The organism is Actinocrispum sp. NPDC049592, assembly GCF_040675465.1.
Lineage (GTDB): Bacteria > Actinomycetota > Actinomycetes > Mycobacteriales > Pseudonocardiaceae > Kibdelosporangium.
In genome coordinates, this window is record NZ_JBFAPA010000017.1 from 243,203 (window position 1) to 258,168 (window position 14,966).

A 14,966-nucleotide genomic window follows, 5' to 3' on the forward strand; every position below is an offset into this window, starting at 1 on the left:
CGCGAGCGGGTGATCGAGATGGACCTCACGAGTTGCCTCCCGCTTGCACGTTCACCGGTGTGCCGTGGCCGGCGCCGAGGGTGCGGCCGACCGTGCTGCCGTCGGAGTTGCCCGGGAGCCACACGACGCCGTCGGGCAGGTCGGCGTACTCGAGCGGGACCGTGACCGAGCCGCGGGCGGTCGACACCGTCACCGCCTCGGCCTTGTCCACGCCCAGCACCGCCGCGGTGTGCTCGGACAGCCGGGCCACCACGCGCCGGGCGGTGCCGGCCAGGTGCGGCTCGCCGGCCTGCAGCGACCCGTTGTCCAGCAGCTGGCGCCAGGTGGCCAGCAGGACCTGGCCGTCGCTCTGCGGCAGACCCGCCTGGCGGGACTCCAGCGTGGGTTCGGCGGCCTTGCGGCCGGCCGTGGCGCCCAGCCGGGCGAGGTCGCCCGCGGCCGCGGCCGGGGTCTGGGTGAACAGGTCCGCGTCCATCTCCACCGCGAGGGTGTCCAGCACGCGGCAGTCGGGCAGCGCGCCGGTGCCGTCCAGCGTGGTGGCGAACTCGCGGCGGCGGCCCTCCCAGTTGAGGTAGGTGCCTGCCTTCTCCACCGCCGGGGCGATCGGCAGGACCACGTCGGCGTACTCGGTCACCGCGCTGGGCCGCAGCTCCAGGCTGAGCACGAACCCGGCCTTCTGCAGGGCCTCGATGGCCAGGTCGGGGTCGGGCAGGTCGTACGGGTCGACCCCGCCGACCACCAGCGCGCCGAGCTGCCGGTTCGCCGCGGCCTCGAGGATGCCGTGCAGGTCGCGGCCCGGCTGCGCGGGCAGCGTGCCCGGCTCCAGACCCCAGGCCTGCTCGACCTCGGCACGAGCCGCGTCGTCGGCGACCAGGCGCCCGCCGGGCAACAGGTTCGGCAGCGCGCCGACCTCGAGGGCACCGCGCTCACCGGCGCGGCGCGGGATCCAGGCCAGCTGCACGCCGGTCTTGGCGGCCAGCCGCAGCAGGGCGGAGAACAGGCCAGGGATCTGGGCGGCGCGCTCGCCGACCAGGACCACGGAACCCGGCTGCCCCAACGCTTCGGCGACGTCCGGCGCGTGCTGCGCCAGCGCGTCGACCGCGGCGGCCTCGCCACCGGGCGGGGTGGCCAGCAGGGTGCCGTTGGTCTTCTCGACCGCGGGCGAGGTCCACTGTCCGATGTGGAACACCTTGGTCCGGCCCCTGCGGGCTGCCTTGCGCAGCCGCAGGAACACGATCGGCGCCTCTTCCTCCGGCTCGAACGCCACGCACAGCACGGCGGGCGCGGCCTCGATGCCCTGGAAGGTCACGCCGGTCGCCGGGGTGGTGCCGACCACTGTGGACGAAAGGAAGTCCAGCTCCTCGGCGGAGTGCCGCCGGGCGCGGAAGTCGATGTCGTTGGTGCCCAAGGCGACGCGGGCGAACTTCGCGTAGGCGTAGGCGTCCTCGACGGTCAGCCGGCCACCGGGCAGCACACCGACGCCCTTGGCCTTGGCCTCGGTCAGCGCGGTCGCGGCGACCTGCAGAGCCTCCGTCCAGGAGGCCTCCTTCAGCTCACCGGACTCCTTGTCCCGCACCATGGGGCGCAGGAACCGGTCGGCCGCGGTGGTGTACCGGAACGCGAACCGGCCCTTGTCGCAGATCCACTCCTCGTTGACCTCGGGGTCGTTGCCGGCGAGCTTGCGCATCACCTTGCCGCGCCGCCAGTCCGTGCGCTCGGCGCAGCCGGACGAGCAGTGCTCGCAGACACTCGGGGTGGACACCAGGTCGAACGGCCGCGACCGGAACCGGTACGCGGCACTGGTCAGCGCACCGACCGGGCAGATCTGGATGGTGTTGCCGGAGAAGTACGACTGGAACGGCTTCTCCTCGGCGATGCCGATCTGCTGGTGGGCACCGCGCTCGAGCAGCTCGATGAACGGGTCACCGGCGATCTGCGCGGAGAACCGGGTGCACCGCTGGCAGAGCACGCAGCGCTCGCGGTCCAGCAGCACCTGGGTGGAGATCGGGATCGGCTTCGGGAAGGTCCGCTTCTTGTCCACGAACCGGGAGTCCGCGCGGCCGTGCGCCAGCGCCTGGTTCTGCAGCGGGCACTCGCCGCCCTTGTCGCAGATCGGGCAGTCCAGCGGGTGGTTGATCAGCAGCAGCTCCATCACGCCCTGCTGGGCCTTGTCGGCCACCGGCGAGGTGAGCTGCGTCTTGACGACCATGCCGTCGGCGACCGTGATGGTGCAGGAGGCCTGCGGCTTGGGCATCGGCCGACCGCCCATCTCCACCTCGACCAGGCACTGGCGGCAGGCGCCGGCCGGGTCGAGCAGCGGGTGGTCGCAGAACCGCGGGATGGTGATGCCCATCCGCTCGGCGGTGCGGATCAGCAGCTCGCCCTTGGGGGCCACCACCTGGATGCCGTCGATGACGAGAGCGACGTGCCCCTCCGGCACTGGCAATTTCTCGGATGGCAGCTCGTTGCGTTCGGGTGCCACGGTCATCGGCTTGCTCCCGCCAGTGCCGGCTTGCGGTTCTTCTCGCACAGCGCGAGGAACTCGTCCCTGAAGTACTGGATGCCGCTGGTGATCGGGCTGACCGCACCGTCGCCCAGCGCGCAGAACGACCGGCCCAGCACGTTGTCGCAGATGTCCAGCAGCGTGTCGATGTCGGATTCGGTGCCGTTGCCGTCGACCATCCGCTCGAGGATCTGGGTCAGCCAGTACGTGCCCTCCCGGCAGGGAGTGCACTTGCCGCAGGACTCGTGCTTGTAGAACTGGGTCCACTTCATCACGGCCCACGGCACCGACACGGTCTCGTTGAAGACCTGCACGGCGGTGGTGCCCAGCATCGAACCGGCCTCGGCCGCGCCCTCGAAGTCCAGTGGCACGTCGAGGTGCTCCGCGGTGAACATCGGGGTGGACGACCCGCCCGGGGTCCAGAACTTCAGCGGGATGCCGTCCTTCATGCCGCCCGCGAGCTCCAGCAGCTGCCGCAGCGTCGTGCCGAGCGGGGCCTCGTACTGGCCGGGCTTCTCCACGTGACCGGAGATCGAGTAGATCTTCGGGCCGGGCGACTTCTCGGTGCCCATCTTGCGGAACCACTCGGACCCGCCGTTGATGATGTAGGGAACCGACGCGATCGTCTCGACGTTGTTCACTGTGGTGGGTGCCGCGTAGAGCCCTGCCGCCGCCGGGAAGGGCGGCTTCAGGCGAGGCTGGCCACGGCGGCCCTCGAGCGAGTCGAGAAGAGCGGTCTCCTCGCCGCAGATGTACGCGCCCGCTCCGGCGTGGACGGTGATCTCCAGGTCGTAGCCCGAGCCGAGGATGTTCGTGCCGAGGTAGCCCGCGGCCTTCGCCTCTTTCACCGCCTGGTTGAGCCGGCGGATGCAGTGCAGGACCTCACCGCGCACGTAGATGAAGCAGTGGTGCGACCGCATCGCGTACGAGGCGATCACGCAGCCCTCAATCAGCGAGTGCGGGTCGGCCATCATCAGCGGGATGTCCTTGCACGTGCCCGGCTCGCCCTCGTCGGCGTTGATCACCAGGTAGTGCGGCTTGTCCTCGTTGGGGGGCATGAACGACCACTTCAGGCCGGCCGGGAAGCCCGCGCCGCCGCGGCCGCGCAGGCCGGAGTCCTTGACCACCTGCACGAGCTGCTCGGGCGTCGCGGTCAGCGCCTTGCGCAGCGCGGTGTAGCCCTCGAGCTGCTCGTAGGTCTGGATCGACCACGAGCGCGGCGAGAGCCAGCGCTTGGTGAGTACCGGTGTGACGGGGTCAGGTGTGCTCATCCCAGCCTCACTTCTTGTCCAGGTCAGGGAACGCGACGTTCGACGGCATCGCCGGGGCGGTCCAGCCCCGGTCGTTGGCCAGCTGGGCCCCGCGCAACGTCTCGGTCGCCGCGGACGGACCGTCCACATCGGACTCACGGTCGAAGAACCCGGCCAGCTGCAGCGAGGCGTCCTTGAAGTCGGTCAGCGGCGCACCCCGCGTGGGCGCCGGGCGCTCGCCGCGCCGCAGGGCGTCCACCAGCTCGACCGCACTCTCCTCGGTCTGGTTGTCGTAGAACTCGTAGTTCACCTGCAGCACGGGCGCGAGGTCGCAGGCGGCCAGGCACTCGGCGTGCTCCAGGGTGATCGAGCCCCGCTCGCCCGGGGTGCCCACGGTTTCCTCGTGGCCCAGGGGTTTGCCGTTCTCACCCAGGTGCTCGCGCAGCGTCTTGTAGATCGCGTCGCCGCCCATGGCCGCGCACAACGTGTTGGTGCACACCGAGACCAGGTGCTCACCGCACGGCTTGCGCTTGTACATGGTGTAGAACGTCGCCACCGCGCTGACCTCGGCCGCGGCCAGATCCAGTTCCCTGGCACAGAACTGGATGCCGGCCTGGCTGACGTAGCCCTGCACCGACTGCACCAGGTGCAGCATCGGCAGCAGCGCGGAACGGGACTGCGGGTAGCGGGCGATGATCTCGCGCGCCTTCTCGACGATCCCGTCGAACACCGCCAGGTCCTCGCGGACCTCGGTGACCAGCTTGGCGGTCTGCTCCTCGGGGAGCATGGACGCGACCGCGGCCTCGCGCGAGTCGTCCACAGTGGACTGGAAGGTGGGGCCGCCGCCGACGGACGAGCCGCCGTAGGTCTGCCCCGGCCCGGAAGTGGTCATCGGTCCACACCACCCATGACTGGATCGATCGAAGCGACCGCGGCGATCAGGTCCGCGATCAGCCCGCCCTCGGCCATGGCGGGGAAGGACTGCAGGTTGATGAAGCTTGGTTCGCGGGCGTGCACGCGCACCGGCCTGGTGCCGCCGTCGGACACCAGGTGGTAGCCCAGCTCGCCGCGCGGCGACTCGATCGGCACGTACACCTGTCCGGCCGGCACGTGGAAGCCCTCGGTCACCAGCTTGAAGTGGTGGATGAGCGACTCCATCGACTGGCCCATGATCTTGCGGACGTGCTCGAGCGAGTTGCCCATCCCGTCCGGGCCGATGGTCAGCTGCGCGGGCCAGGCGATCTTCTTGTCCTCGACCATGACCGGGCCGGGTTCCTTGAGCAGCTTCATGGTCTGCTTGATGATCTTGAGCGACTCGTCCATCTCCGCCATGCGGATCAGGTAGCGCGCCCAGCAGTCGGCGTCGGTCGAGGTGGGCACCTCGAAGTCGACCTCGTCATAGCAGAGGTACGGCTCGATCTTGCGCTGGTCCCAGGCCAGGCCCGCGGAGCGCAGCACCGGGCCGGTCACGCCGAGCGCGAGGCAGCCGTCCAGCGGCAGGTAGCCCACGTCCTTCAAGCGGTTGCGCCACACGGGCTGCCCGGTGAACAGCTTGTGGTACATGGGGATGCGCTCTTCCATGGTCTTCACGAACTTGGTCAGGTAGTCCTGCCAGTCCTCGGGAAGATCCTGGGCGACCCCGCCGGGCCGGATGAACGCGTGGTTCATCCGCAGGCCGGTGATGTACTCCAGGGTGTGCAGCAGCACCTCGCGCTCGCGGAAGCCGAGCGCGGCCGCGGTGGTGGAGCCCAGCTCCATGCCGCCGGTGGCCAGGTAGACGAAGTGCGAGCTGATCCGGTTGATCTCCAGCAGCAGCTGGCGGATCAGCTGGGCGCGGCGCGGGGCCTCGACGCCGAGCAGCTTCTCCACGCCCAGGCAGTACGCGGCCTCGTGGGACAGCGGCGCCAGGTAGTCCGTCCGGGTGATGAACGTGACGCCCTGGGTCCAGGTCCGGTACTCGCAGTTCTTCTCGATCCCGGTGTGCAGGTAGCCGATCACCGCGCGGGCCTGGGTGACGGTCTCGCCCTCCAGCTCGACCACCAGGCGCAGCACGCCGTGCGTGGACGGGTGCTGCGGCCCCAGGTTGATGATCATCCGCTCGTCGTGCGTGGCGTCCTCGAGGACCTCGTCCCAGTCGCCGCCGGAGACGTTGTAGATCGGGCCTTCGGTGGTCTCACGCAGTTCGGCGTCGTACGGGTCGCCGCCGGTGGAGGCGTCCGAGCTCGTCCCGGTCTGGTAGTCGGAAAGGTTCTCGGTCATCAGGAGTAAGACCTCCGCTGGTCAGGAGGGGGGATCTCCGCGCCCTTGTACTCGACCGGGATGCCGCCGAGCGGGTAGTCCTTGCGCTGCGGGAAGCCGTCCCAGTCGTCCGGCATCAGGATCCGGGTCAGCGCCGGGTGGCCGTCGTAGACGATCCCGAACATGTCGTAGGTCTCGCGCTCCTGCCAGTCCGCGGTCGGGTAGACCCCGACGACACTGGGGATGTGCGCGTCGTCGACGTCCACGCAGACCTCGAGCCGGATCCGGCGGCGGAACGTCATCGATGTCAGGTGGTACACCGAGTGCAGCCGCTGCGGGACGTCCACCCCGTAGTCCACACCGGACACCGAGCTGCACAGCTCGAAGCGCAGAGCGGGCTCGTCGCGCAGCGCCTGGCAGATCTTCACCAGGTGCGCGCGGTCGACGTAGTAGGTGATCTCGCCGCGGTCGACGGTGACCTGCAGGATCGCCTCGGCCGGGATGTTGCGGTGCGAGAACGTCGCGAGCAGCTCGTCGGTGAACTCGTCGAACCAGCCGCCGTACGGCCGCTCCGCCGGGGCGGGGCTGTACGCGGGCAGCCGCAGGCCGCCGAAGCCGGAGGTGTCGCCGGTGCCGGAGACACCGAACATGCCCTGCCGGGTGCGGCCGGACACCACGCCGGGCTTCGGGGTGGCGTCGCGGGGCTCCACCGACTCCTGCGCGTCCTGCGCGGGCCGGTCGACGCTGGAGTGCTCGTCGCCTGGGGTGGTCACCGGCTCAGCCCTTCTTCTTGGCGTAGCGCTGGGACGACGGGATCAGCTCGGTCTTCTGGAACCCGGCCGCCTCCAGGGCCGCGGCGCGCTTGGCGCCCAGCGGCTCCTCCGAGATCCGGGCGTGCAGCTTGAGGATCGCGTCCAGCAGCATCTCCGGCCGCGGCGGGCAGCCGGGCAGGTAGATGTCCACCGGCACGACGTGGTCGACACCCTGCACGACGGCGTAGTTGTTGAACATCCCGCCGGACGACGCGCAGACACCCATCGCGATGACCCACTTGGGCTCGGGCATCTGGTCGTAGATCTGCCGCAGGACGGGCGCCATCTTGTTGGTCACCCGGCCGGCCACGATCATCAGGTCGGCCTGGCGGGGGCTGGCGCTGAACCGCTCCATGCCGAACCGCGCGTAGTCGTAGCGGGCGCCGCCGACGGTCATCATCTCGATCGCGCAGCAGGCCAGCCCGAACGTCGCGGGCCACACCGAGTTCTTGCGCGCCCAGTTCACCAGCTTTTCCAAGCCGGCCAGCATGATCCCGTTGGGAAGCTTCTCTTCGAGACCCATTGGTGGTCAGCCCCCTCTAGTTCCAGTCCAGTCCGCCTCGCCGCCACACGTATGCGTAGGCGAAACCGACGGTCGCGATGAACAGGACGATCTCCACCAGGCCGAACGCGCCCAGTGCCTTCGCGGTGACCGCGAAGGGGTAGAGGAAGACCATCTCGATGTCGAACAGGATGAACAGCATCGCCGTGAGGTAGTACGCCACCGGCACCCGCCCGCCGCCCACGACGGGGTGCGGAGACGGCTCGATGCCGCACTCGTAGGCGTCCATCTTGGCCCGGTTGTACCGCTTGGGACCGACCAGCGACCCCAGCATCGCTGAGACCGCGGCGAACCCCAGACCCAGCAAGAACAGGAACACGAACGGCAGATACGAGCCGAGCTCGGTGCCTCCGCCCTCTGCCAGCAGCACCACGTCGTCCAGCATTGACGTCGCCGTCCTTTCCCCGCGCCTCTCACGCCTCGTCGGCACCCTAAGGGGTGTTGCTCACACCCCTCGTGGTTAGGCAGCCCTAACCTGACACCCGTCCGGTTGGCGTTTGGCCGCCCCAGCCAGCGAGAACGTTCGTCGACCCGCTTGTGAAAGTCTTCACAAGCCATCCCATGAGTTTGTGAAGCGATTCACAGGACATGCGAGAGTCTAGGACCTACCGCACAGAAGGAAACCGGCGGGCACCGAACAACCCCTGTGACCCTCCTCATCCCAGTCTGGACATCCACCCCGATGGCAAGAACCAGACAAAATCGGCGCCCATCGGCAGGCTGGGAACAGTTGGGCGGCGCGGCCGAGAAGCGGGGTGGCCCGGGGAGGAAGCGCCGAAGCTGCCCATAGTTCGGGCCATTCGGGAGCACAGCGCCAGGCGAGCAGTGGGGGCTGGAAGTCGATCGAATGCGCGGACGATCCGGAGGCGAGCACAGCGGAGGCGAGCTGCGGGCTGGAAGTCGGAGGGACCGGGGCAGACGACCCAACCTCAAGCGCATCGTCAGATGCAGCGTCCCCGCACGCAACCCGCAACTGAGCGCGCAAGCGCACCAGACCCCGCCCTCGTGCTCTCTCCCTCCGGTATGGCCTGGGCGAAGCCGGGGGCACCCCGGCACCCCCTCTGGGTGGTCAGCCGCGCGGCGAGCGCAAACCCCACCTAAAGGCCGCGCAACGCAGCCCCACCTAAAGACCAGCGCAGCCCACCTAACGAAGCGCAGGAGCCAACCGGGAAGCAACGGAGATCATCCGGTCGACGACATCCCCGTCCCGAGGATCAAAGCACCCGGACAACCCCTTGTGCACCAAAGGAAGCAGAGCGTTCACCCGCAACCCATACCGGGTGGCGAGCCGCATGATCCGAGGCCGCCCGATGACCTTCGCGAAGATGTTCCCCAACCGGTAGTACCCACCGAGAACATCCCGTATCGCCGCGGGGTAAGCCTCCAGAGCCTTCTCCCGCGACAACCCGGGCCGCCGAGCAAGAGCCTGCACAACACACTCAGCGGCGATCCGAGCGGACTCCATCGCCGCGGCGATCCCCTCCCCGTTGAACGGAGAGACCATCCCCCCAGCATCCCCGATCAACAGGAGCCCGTCCCGATAGTGGGGTGTCCGGTTGAACCCCATCGGCAGCCCAGCCCCGCCGACCTTCCCGAGCGCGTTCTCCTCCCGGAACCCCCACTCCTCGGGAGTCGAGTCCAGCCACTGCCGCAGCAACGCCCGGTAGTCGGTGTTCCGGAACGAAGGCGAGGTCGACAGCGTCCCCAGCCCCACGTTCACGGTCCCGTCCCCCAGCGGGAAAACCCACCCGTACCCGGGCAGAAGCTTGGGGTTCGCGGGGTCGCTCCGGTCCCACAGCTCCAGGTGCCCCTCGATGAAGTCGTCCTTGGACCGCGGCGAAGCGTAGTACCGCCGGACCGCGACCCCCATCGGCCGCGAGTCGATCTTGTCGATCCCCACCGACAACGCCAGCCGCGCGGAAACCCCATCGCAGGCCAGCACCAGCGGCGCCTTGTAGGTCACTTCGGTCCGCGAAGGCCCGATCTTCGCCCGCACACCCACAACCCGCCCCGTGGGGGAGGTCACCGCACCCAGAACGGTGGTGTTCTGCTGCAGACGCGCGCCCGCGCGCTCGGCGGTCTTGGCCAGCAGCTCGTCGAAGTCCTGCCGCGTCCGCGACACCCCGTAGGGCGGCATCGACGACAGCTCCGGCCACGGGAGGTGCAGCACGAGGTCGCCCGCGATGATCCGCAGGGCGTTGTTGTGCACCCACCCGGCTTCCTCGCTGGTGTCGATCCCGAGGTCGACCAGCTGCTTCACGCCTCTGGGGGTCAGCCCGTCGCCGCACACCTTCTCGCGGGGGAACTGGGACTTCTCCAGCAGGAGCACATCCACCCCGGCCCGCGCCAGGTACGTTGCGGCCGTCGAGCCGGCTGGACCGGCGCCGACGACGATCACCTCGGCGTCGTCGTCCGGGTGTCGGCGCGTGCTCATCCGCGGGCTCCTCGCTGTCGATCAGGCTTGTGAAGGCTTTCACGATCTCCGTTCACCCGATTCTAGCTTTGTGAACCGGGTGTGAGCTGCGACACGATAAGGGGATGACTCTGGAACGGCTGCGCTCCGCGCTCTGGCAGACGCCGATCCCGACATCACCGCCCACCGCCAACGCCTACCAGGAGGCACTGGGGCTCAACCTGCTCGCCCTGGCCCTGCGCCTGGAACACGTCGACCGGATGTCCGAGGCCCTCACCCTCGCCGACTCCACCCACATGACCCGCTCGGTCAGCATCGACGTCAACCTGACCGTCCTGACCCCCGACCAGAAACAGGCCCTGAGGTCGGATCCCGACAACACCAAGCAACCCAAGGCCGTCTGGCTCCCCGTCGCCAGGCAGGCCCGGACCGACCAGGCGCCCGTCGTCGTGCGCGACTCCTCGGGCGGGGTCATGCCGCGGGCCACCCACCAGGAGACCGCGCGGGCCCTGACCCACGGGATGTCCAAGGCGTTCCGGATGTTCCTCGAAGCCGACCCGCGGGCGACCGACCCGCACGAGACCCTCTACGGCATCCGCCACGGCCTGCACCGATCCCGGTGGCTGATCCAGGCGACCATCGCGAACCTGATCGACAACGGCGGCCACCACTGGGACCTGCCCGCCGACCACGCCCGCCGCAACCGCAAGACCGACTCGGAGAGCATCCGCGAGCGCGCCGAGGAGGCCCTCGCCCAGCTCTTCCCGGAGGACAGCGCCTTCCTGAGGCTGCTGGACATCGCGTCCTCGGAGTACCTCCTGGTCACCGAGGTCCCGACCGCCAACCCCCAGGTGTTCCTCCAGTTCGAGGCACCCGTCATGCCCGCCTATGCCAACCGGAGGCGGTCACTGGTGTGGGGCGCGATCCCGGAACACGAGTTCACCGTGCGATATCAGACGGTCATCCCCAGAGCCGTGAACTCGTACCACGTCACCATCGAAGTCCCGCCGGAGATCCAGGTCCGCCGGTTCTTCCTGACCAGCGACGTCGACGGTCCCGCGTTGCGAAGCCTCGTCAACGACATCCGTGCGGTCGCCGACGAGTACGAGGACCTGAACGCCGTGTCTCCCAAGCTCCTCGAACAGGAACTGCAGAGCATCGCCTCCCGGCTGGCCGAGTTCGGCCGCCGCAGGCACCGGGATCTGGCTTCGTTCAAGGACTACCTCGCCTACTGCTACACCGGCTTCACCAACCGCCAGCCGCCCTTCCCGGCCAAGGACGAGAACGACCTGCCGGTGACCTGGCTTTCCGGGTTCGCCCAACGCTACGAGGCCGACCACTACCGCAAGCTCGCCGACGGGGTGTTCACCGCGGACGTCCTGCGCCGCATCGCCGACCAGCTCGAGTCCGAGGACATGGACCAGGACCTGTACGTGGACAACGATCCCCGCGACAACGCGGGCCACGCGCACTGGCGCCGCCGCCCGTTCGGCTCGGATCCGCAGTCCGTGGAACCGGTCGAGGCCAACGTGTACATCTCGCTCGCCGACGAACCCTCGTTGGCCAGCAGCGTTTCCACCCTGCTGCTCGGGGTCACGCTGCTGGTGCTCGGCTTCGCGCTGGTCCTGCGACCGCAGTTGTTCGGCGGGATCCCGGTACTGGGCCCGATCGGGGCCAAACTGTCGCCGGATGTCAACGGCGGCAACCCATTGGCGTCGGCGGACGCGGTGGTCACGGTCCTGCTGCTGGTTCCCGGTCTGCTGCTGTCCAGGCTGGCCATCCCATCCCGCCGATCCGTGCTGGGCAGACTGAGACTGTTCCCCAGATATGTGGCCTACGCGGCAATGGCGATCGCGGGTGTGCTGGCTTTGTGTGTCGCGTCCGTGCATGCCGACGGGCTGGCTGCGCCGTTCGCGGTGGCGATCGCCGGTCTTGCCCTGCTTATCCTGTTGCTGCTGGCCGACGCGGTGGCGCGGCGGGCGAAGCGGCGCAACCTGGTGCCGGTCAACAAGGTCAGCCCCGGCTGGCTGATCGCGGAGATCGGCCGCAAGGACACCAAACGGGACTGTGCGGTGAACTTCTCGACCCTGGGACGGGACAGCCGTGGCTGACATCACTCGGCAGTACCCCGCGCTGGCCAAAGTGGCGGCCCGGGCCGCGGGCGCGGCGAGCGCGGCCGTGCGGTTCAACGTGGGCCACTTCGACGACACCGACCGGGAGCCGATGTTCGACACCGCGCCGCCGTCGGACCCGTTGCAGGTGGCCGGGGAGATGCTGGCCACCCAGATCGGCGGCGTCGGGTTCCGGCTGCACACGTGGTCGCCGATGACACCCGGGCAGCCAAGCGCCGGGGTGATCGCGACCGAGGTGGACGACGGGCTCTACGACGGCAGCGTGGTGATCAACCCCGACTTCCTGTACGACTCCACGCATTCCACCGAGATCCTGGTCACCCTCGGGCACGATCCGTGGCGCCCGGACTTCGCCGACTCCCTGATGATCACCAGCGCGTACAAGGCGATGACCGCGGCGGCGGGGCTCGAGGTGCCGATCCTGTTCCTGCAGTCCCCGGTCGCCCCGTACAAGGATCCGCCGCCGCGCTACCGGGCGGACGGGTCCGGCGAGGCGCCCAGGGTGTCCAACGGGATGGCGCTGCGGATGTTGATCGGCCTGGACAGCGGCAACCCGCGCAAACGCCTGGCGCTGGTGCGGAAGATCGCGTGGGTGGCCGCCGAGCACGGGATGGGCCTGCAGGTCACCGACCGGCGGTTCGGCCGGGTGCGCGGCGAGTGGTGGTCGGTGCTGCGGCACGAACCCGATGTGTACCAACGCAAGAAGGTCGAGATGTTCGGCTGGGCCCCGCAGGGCCTGCCGGACACCGCGCACCTGCTGACGTTCGTCGGGCCGGCGCGGATCGGCTCGTCCGGGTCGATCGCGTCCGACCTGATGGCCCGCAACGTCGGCGTCCTCGCGGTGTCCGAGGTGTCGTTGCAGGAGATCGCGTTCATCAACATCATCACGCCGGTCGCGCCCGCCCGCGTCACCGCCGCCACCCCAACGGGCCTGTGCGTGCCGATCAGCGCCGGACTCGGCGCGGTGGCGCGCGACTGTGGTCTCACGCGCCGGCGCGATGCCCGCGCCCCCAGCCCGATCGGCGATACCCCGGCATGCGACTACAAGGTGCTGCGCACCGGCCCAGTGTCGTTGCACGTCAACGACACCGCGGTACATCGGCCGATCTGGACCTCCTGGGAGATGCCCTTGGTCCGCGACGAGACCGGGCGCACGATCGACGTGCCCGAACTCGTGCTGGCCAAACTGGGCACCGGCGGCCGCGTCGACTACTGCCGCGCCCGTATCTCGCCGACCGGAACCGTCCGCGGCAGAGCCAAGATCTCCGCGGCCCTTGACCCGGCCATCAAGCCGGTCGACGTGCCCGACGCGCTGAGCCACCTGTGCGACCGGGCCGAACGGGACGTGCTGACCCACCTGGTCCGGCACGGCCTGGCGCTACACGCGATCCGGCTCGACGTCGCCTGGCGCGAACGCTGGGTCAGTCGCTAGCTCCAGCCTGCTGTGGTCCGCGACGAAAACCAGGTACTGGCCGTTGGGTGAGGCCCAGACCGGGAACCGGTCGCGGTAGGGCGGTGGCTCGGTGTCCTTGCCTGTCACGGCATCGAGCCACAGCGTCGGCAGGCCGTACTCCTGCTCGACCGCGATGAGGTTGCGCAGTGGCAGCGTGGTGAGCCCCAACGGCATGGAGTGCACGCCGTACGAACGATTCTGCTTGAGCAGGTGCGTCCCGCCCACGTCCCGGAGTTCCCCGTCCGCTATCCGCAAGCAGGTCATGGACTGCCACTCGCCGAAGGTGACCAGCAGGTCCGGCCCGCAGAACCAGCCGTAGTGGTCCTCGAACTCGAGTTCCTGCTCCGCGAGCACGGTGAGGTCCGGGCGCAGAACGGTCAGCCAGCGGCCCGGCGCCCAGGGCTTCGGTTTGCTGACCACCGCGATCCGCCCGGTCCCGGCGTGCGCGTCCAGCAGAGTGACCTCGCGGTTCGCGAATTCCGGAACCCCGGCCGGATCCCGCAGCGGGCCGTCCGCGCCGCCGAACAGGAACTCGGCCGCGCGGACCACCACGAACCCGCCGGGAACCGCGCGCAGCCCGACCGAGTGCTCCTCGTCGAACTCGGCGAGGACCTCCCGCTGCCAGTCCGGCGCCCGGTGCCGCACGATCCGCCAGGTCCGGGGGCTCTGCCAGGTCAGCTGTTCCAGGTGCACGACCGCCGCCCCGAGATGCACCACACCCCTCGACCAGGTGTGCACGCGGTCGATACCGGGCAGCGGCAGGCTGCGCACCAACTGCGTCGAGGGCACCTCGTGGATGCCGATGGCCGGCGGCTCGGTACCGGCGATCACCGCCAGCTCGGTCAGGCCGGGCGAGAAGGACAGCTCCGTGCAGTACTGGACCGGGATCATGCGCCGGGCTTGGCCGCCCCGGGTTTGATGGCTCGGTGCAGGGCGACCACGCCGAACGTCAGATCCAGCCACTCCACGTCGGCCCAGCCGGCCTCGGAGATCACCTCGGCCAGCGACAGCTGCGAGTGCCAGTCCTTGATCGACTCGCCCAGGTACCGGTAGGCCTCCGGGTTGGACGAGACCACCTTGGCGATGGCCGGCGCCACGCTCTTCATCCCCCAGTAGAAGATCGACCGGAACGGCTTGAACCGGGGCCGGGAGAACTCGCAGACCACCACGCGGCCGCCCGGCTTGACCACCCGGAGCATGTCCTTCAGGGCGTCCACGGTGCTGTGGAAGTTGCGGATGCCGAAGACCACGGTGACCGCGTCGAACGAGTCGTCCGCGAACGGCAGGTGCATCGCGTCGGCAGCGACTTTCGGCACCTCACGGGCCGCGCCCCCGCGCAGCATGCCCACCGAGAAGTCGGCCGCGACGCACCAGGCGCCGTCCCGGGCGAACGCCACGGTGGAGACCCCGGTGCCGGCCGCGAGGTCCAGGATCCGCTCGCCCGGCTTCGGGTCGAGCACCTTGCGGGTCATCTCACGCCAGCGCCGGTCGTAGCCGAGCGTCAGGACCGAGTTGGTCCGGTCGTACCGCCGGGCGACGCCGTCGAACATCTCGGCGACCTCGTGCGGGTTCTTGTCGAGACTGGCACGGGACATGTGCGCAC

12 protein-coding genes are annotated in these 14,966 nt (G+C 69.5%); 2 read left to right on the forward strand and 10 right to left on the reverse strand.

Translation table 11 applies throughout. The features are described from left to right. Positions 1–25 precede the first annotated feature (25 nt). From AB0J95_RS36115 to AB0J95_RS36150, 8 genes are all read right to left on the reverse strand, one after another. Positions 26–2,488 carry an NADH-quinone oxidoreductase subunit G gene (locus AB0J95_RS36115; RefSeq protein ID WP_364768407.1) on the reverse strand — a complete coding sequence of 821 codons (2,463 nt, stop codon included), beginning with the start codon at positions 2,486–2,488 and terminating at the stop codon, positions 26–28. Next, the gene (gene nuoF / locus AB0J95_RS36120; protein WP_364768410.1) at positions 2,485–3,774 is read right to left on the reverse strand and encodes an NADH-quinone oxidoreductase subunit NuoF; all 1,290 of its coding nucleotides are present in this window, start codon (positions 3,772–3,774) and stop codon (positions 2,485–2,487) included. The genes AB0J95_RS36115 and nuoF overlap by 4 nt, the downstream gene beginning before the upstream one ends. 7 nt (positions 3,775–3,781) lie before the next feature. Then, entirely contained in the window at positions 3,782–4,540 is a 759-nt protein-coding gene (gene nuoE / locus AB0J95_RS36125) for an NADH-quinone oxidoreductase subunit NuoE (protein ID WP_364768612.1), read from the reverse strand. 101 nt (positions 4,541–4,641) lie between these two features. Continuing rightward, the gene (locus AB0J95_RS36130) at positions 4,642–6,015 is read right to left on the reverse strand and encodes an NADH-quinone oxidoreductase subunit D (RefSeq protein ID WP_364768615.1); all 1,374 of its coding nucleotides are present in this window, start codon (positions 6,013–6,015) and stop codon (positions 4,642–4,644) included. Continuing rightward, on the reverse strand, positions 6,012–6,701 hold the full coding sequence (locus tag AB0J95_RS36135) for an NADH-quinone oxidoreductase subunit C (RefSeq protein ID WP_364768618.1): 690 nt from the start codon (positions 6,699–6,701) through the stop codon (positions 6,012–6,014). The genes AB0J95_RS36130 and AB0J95_RS36135 overlap by 4 nt, the downstream gene beginning before the upstream one ends. 67 nt (positions 6,702–6,768) lie before the next feature. Next, complete coding sequence (locus AB0J95_RS36140; protein ID WP_364768413.1) at positions 6,769–7,326, reverse strand: NADH-quinone oxidoreductase subunit B family protein; 558 nt, start codon at positions 7,324–7,326, stop codon at positions 6,769–6,771. 16 nt (positions 7,327–7,342) lie between these two features. After that, positions 7,343–7,750: an NADH-quinone oxidoreductase subunit A gene (locus tag AB0J95_RS36145; RefSeq protein WP_364768416.1), complete on the reverse strand. Its 408-nt coding sequence runs from the start codon at positions 7,748–7,750 to the stop codon at positions 7,343–7,345. A 759-nt stretch (positions 7,751–8,509) separates the two neighbouring features. Next, positions 8,510–9,799: a geranylgeranyl reductase family protein gene (locus AB0J95_RS36150; RefSeq protein ID WP_364768419.1), complete on the reverse strand. Its 1,290-nt coding sequence runs from the start codon at positions 9,797–9,799 to the stop codon at positions 8,510–8,512. Positions 9,800–9,903: 104 nt separating this feature from the next. On the opposite strand from AB0J95_RS36150, the gene AB0J95_RS36155 reads away from it, so the two are divergent. Together AB0J95_RS36155 and AB0J95_RS36160 are read left to right on the forward strand one after the other, a co-directional pair. Then, positions 9,904–11,889, forward strand: a complete 1,986-nt coding sequence (locus AB0J95_RS36155; protein ID WP_364768422.1) for a hypothetical protein — start codon at positions 9,904–9,906, stop codon at positions 11,887–11,889. Continuing rightward, on the forward strand, positions 11,882–13,342 hold the full coding sequence (locus tag AB0J95_RS36160; RefSeq protein WP_364768425.1) for a hypothetical protein: 1,461 nt from the start codon (positions 11,882–11,884) through the stop codon (positions 13,340–13,342). The genes AB0J95_RS36155 and AB0J95_RS36160 overlap by 8 nt, the downstream gene beginning before the upstream one ends. On the opposite strand, the gene AB0J95_RS36165 is transcribed toward AB0J95_RS36160, so the two are convergent. Further along, positions 13,289–14,254 carry a hypothetical protein gene (locus tag AB0J95_RS36165; RefSeq protein ID WP_364768428.1) on the reverse strand — a complete coding sequence of 322 codons (966 nt, stop codon included), beginning with the start codon at positions 14,252–14,254 and terminating at the stop codon, positions 13,289–13,291. The two genes, AB0J95_RS36160 and AB0J95_RS36165, sit on opposite strands and share 54 nt — an antisense overlap. Further along, positions 14,251–14,958, reverse strand: coding sequence for a demethylmenaquinone methyltransferase (locus AB0J95_RS36170; RefSeq protein WP_364768431.1), 708 nt, complete (start codon positions 14,956–14,958; stop codon positions 14,251–14,253). Before AB0J95_RS36170 ends, AB0J95_RS36165 begins: the two co-directional genes overlap by 4 nt. Positions 14,959–14,966: the final 8 nt, after the last annotated feature.

Excerpts from the sequence above, each read along its gene's own strand:
- AB0J95_RS36165 (WP_364768428.1), bottom strand. The coding sequence starts at position 14,254 with ATGATCCCGGTCCAGTACTGCACGGAGCTGTCCTTCTCGCCCGGCCTG.
- nuoF (WP_364768410.1), bottom strand. The coding sequence starts at position 3,774 with ATGAGCACACCTGACCCCGTCACACCGGTACTCACCAAGCGCTGGCTC.
- AB0J95_RS36170 (WP_364768431.1), bottom strand. The coding sequence starts at position 14,958 with ATGTCCCGTGCCAGTCTCGACAAGAACCCGCACGAGGTCGCCGAGATG.
- nuoE (WP_364768612.1), bottom strand. The coding sequence starts at position 4,540 with ATGCTCCCCGAGGAGCAGACCGCCAAGCTGGTCACCGAGGTCCGCGAG.
- AB0J95_RS36150 (WP_364768419.1), bottom strand. The coding sequence starts at position 9,799 with ATGAGCACGCGCCGACACCCGGACGACGACGCCGAGGTGATCGTCGTC.
- AB0J95_RS36115 (WP_364768407.1), bottom strand. The coding sequence starts at position 2,488 with ATGACCGTGGCACCCGAACGCAACGAGCTGCCATCCGAGAAATTGCCA.
- AB0J95_RS36145 (WP_364768416.1), bottom strand. The coding sequence starts at position 7,750 with ATGCTGGACGACGTGGTGCTGCTGGCAGAGGGCGGAGGCACCGAGCTC.
- AB0J95_RS36155 (WP_364768422.1), top strand. The coding sequence starts at position 9,904 with ATGACTCTGGAACGGCTGCGCTCCGCGCTCTGGCAGACGCCGATCCCG.
- AB0J95_RS36140 (WP_364768413.1), bottom strand. The coding sequence starts at position 7,326 with ATGGGTCTCGAAGAGAAGCTTCCCAACGGGATCATGCTGGCCGGCTTG.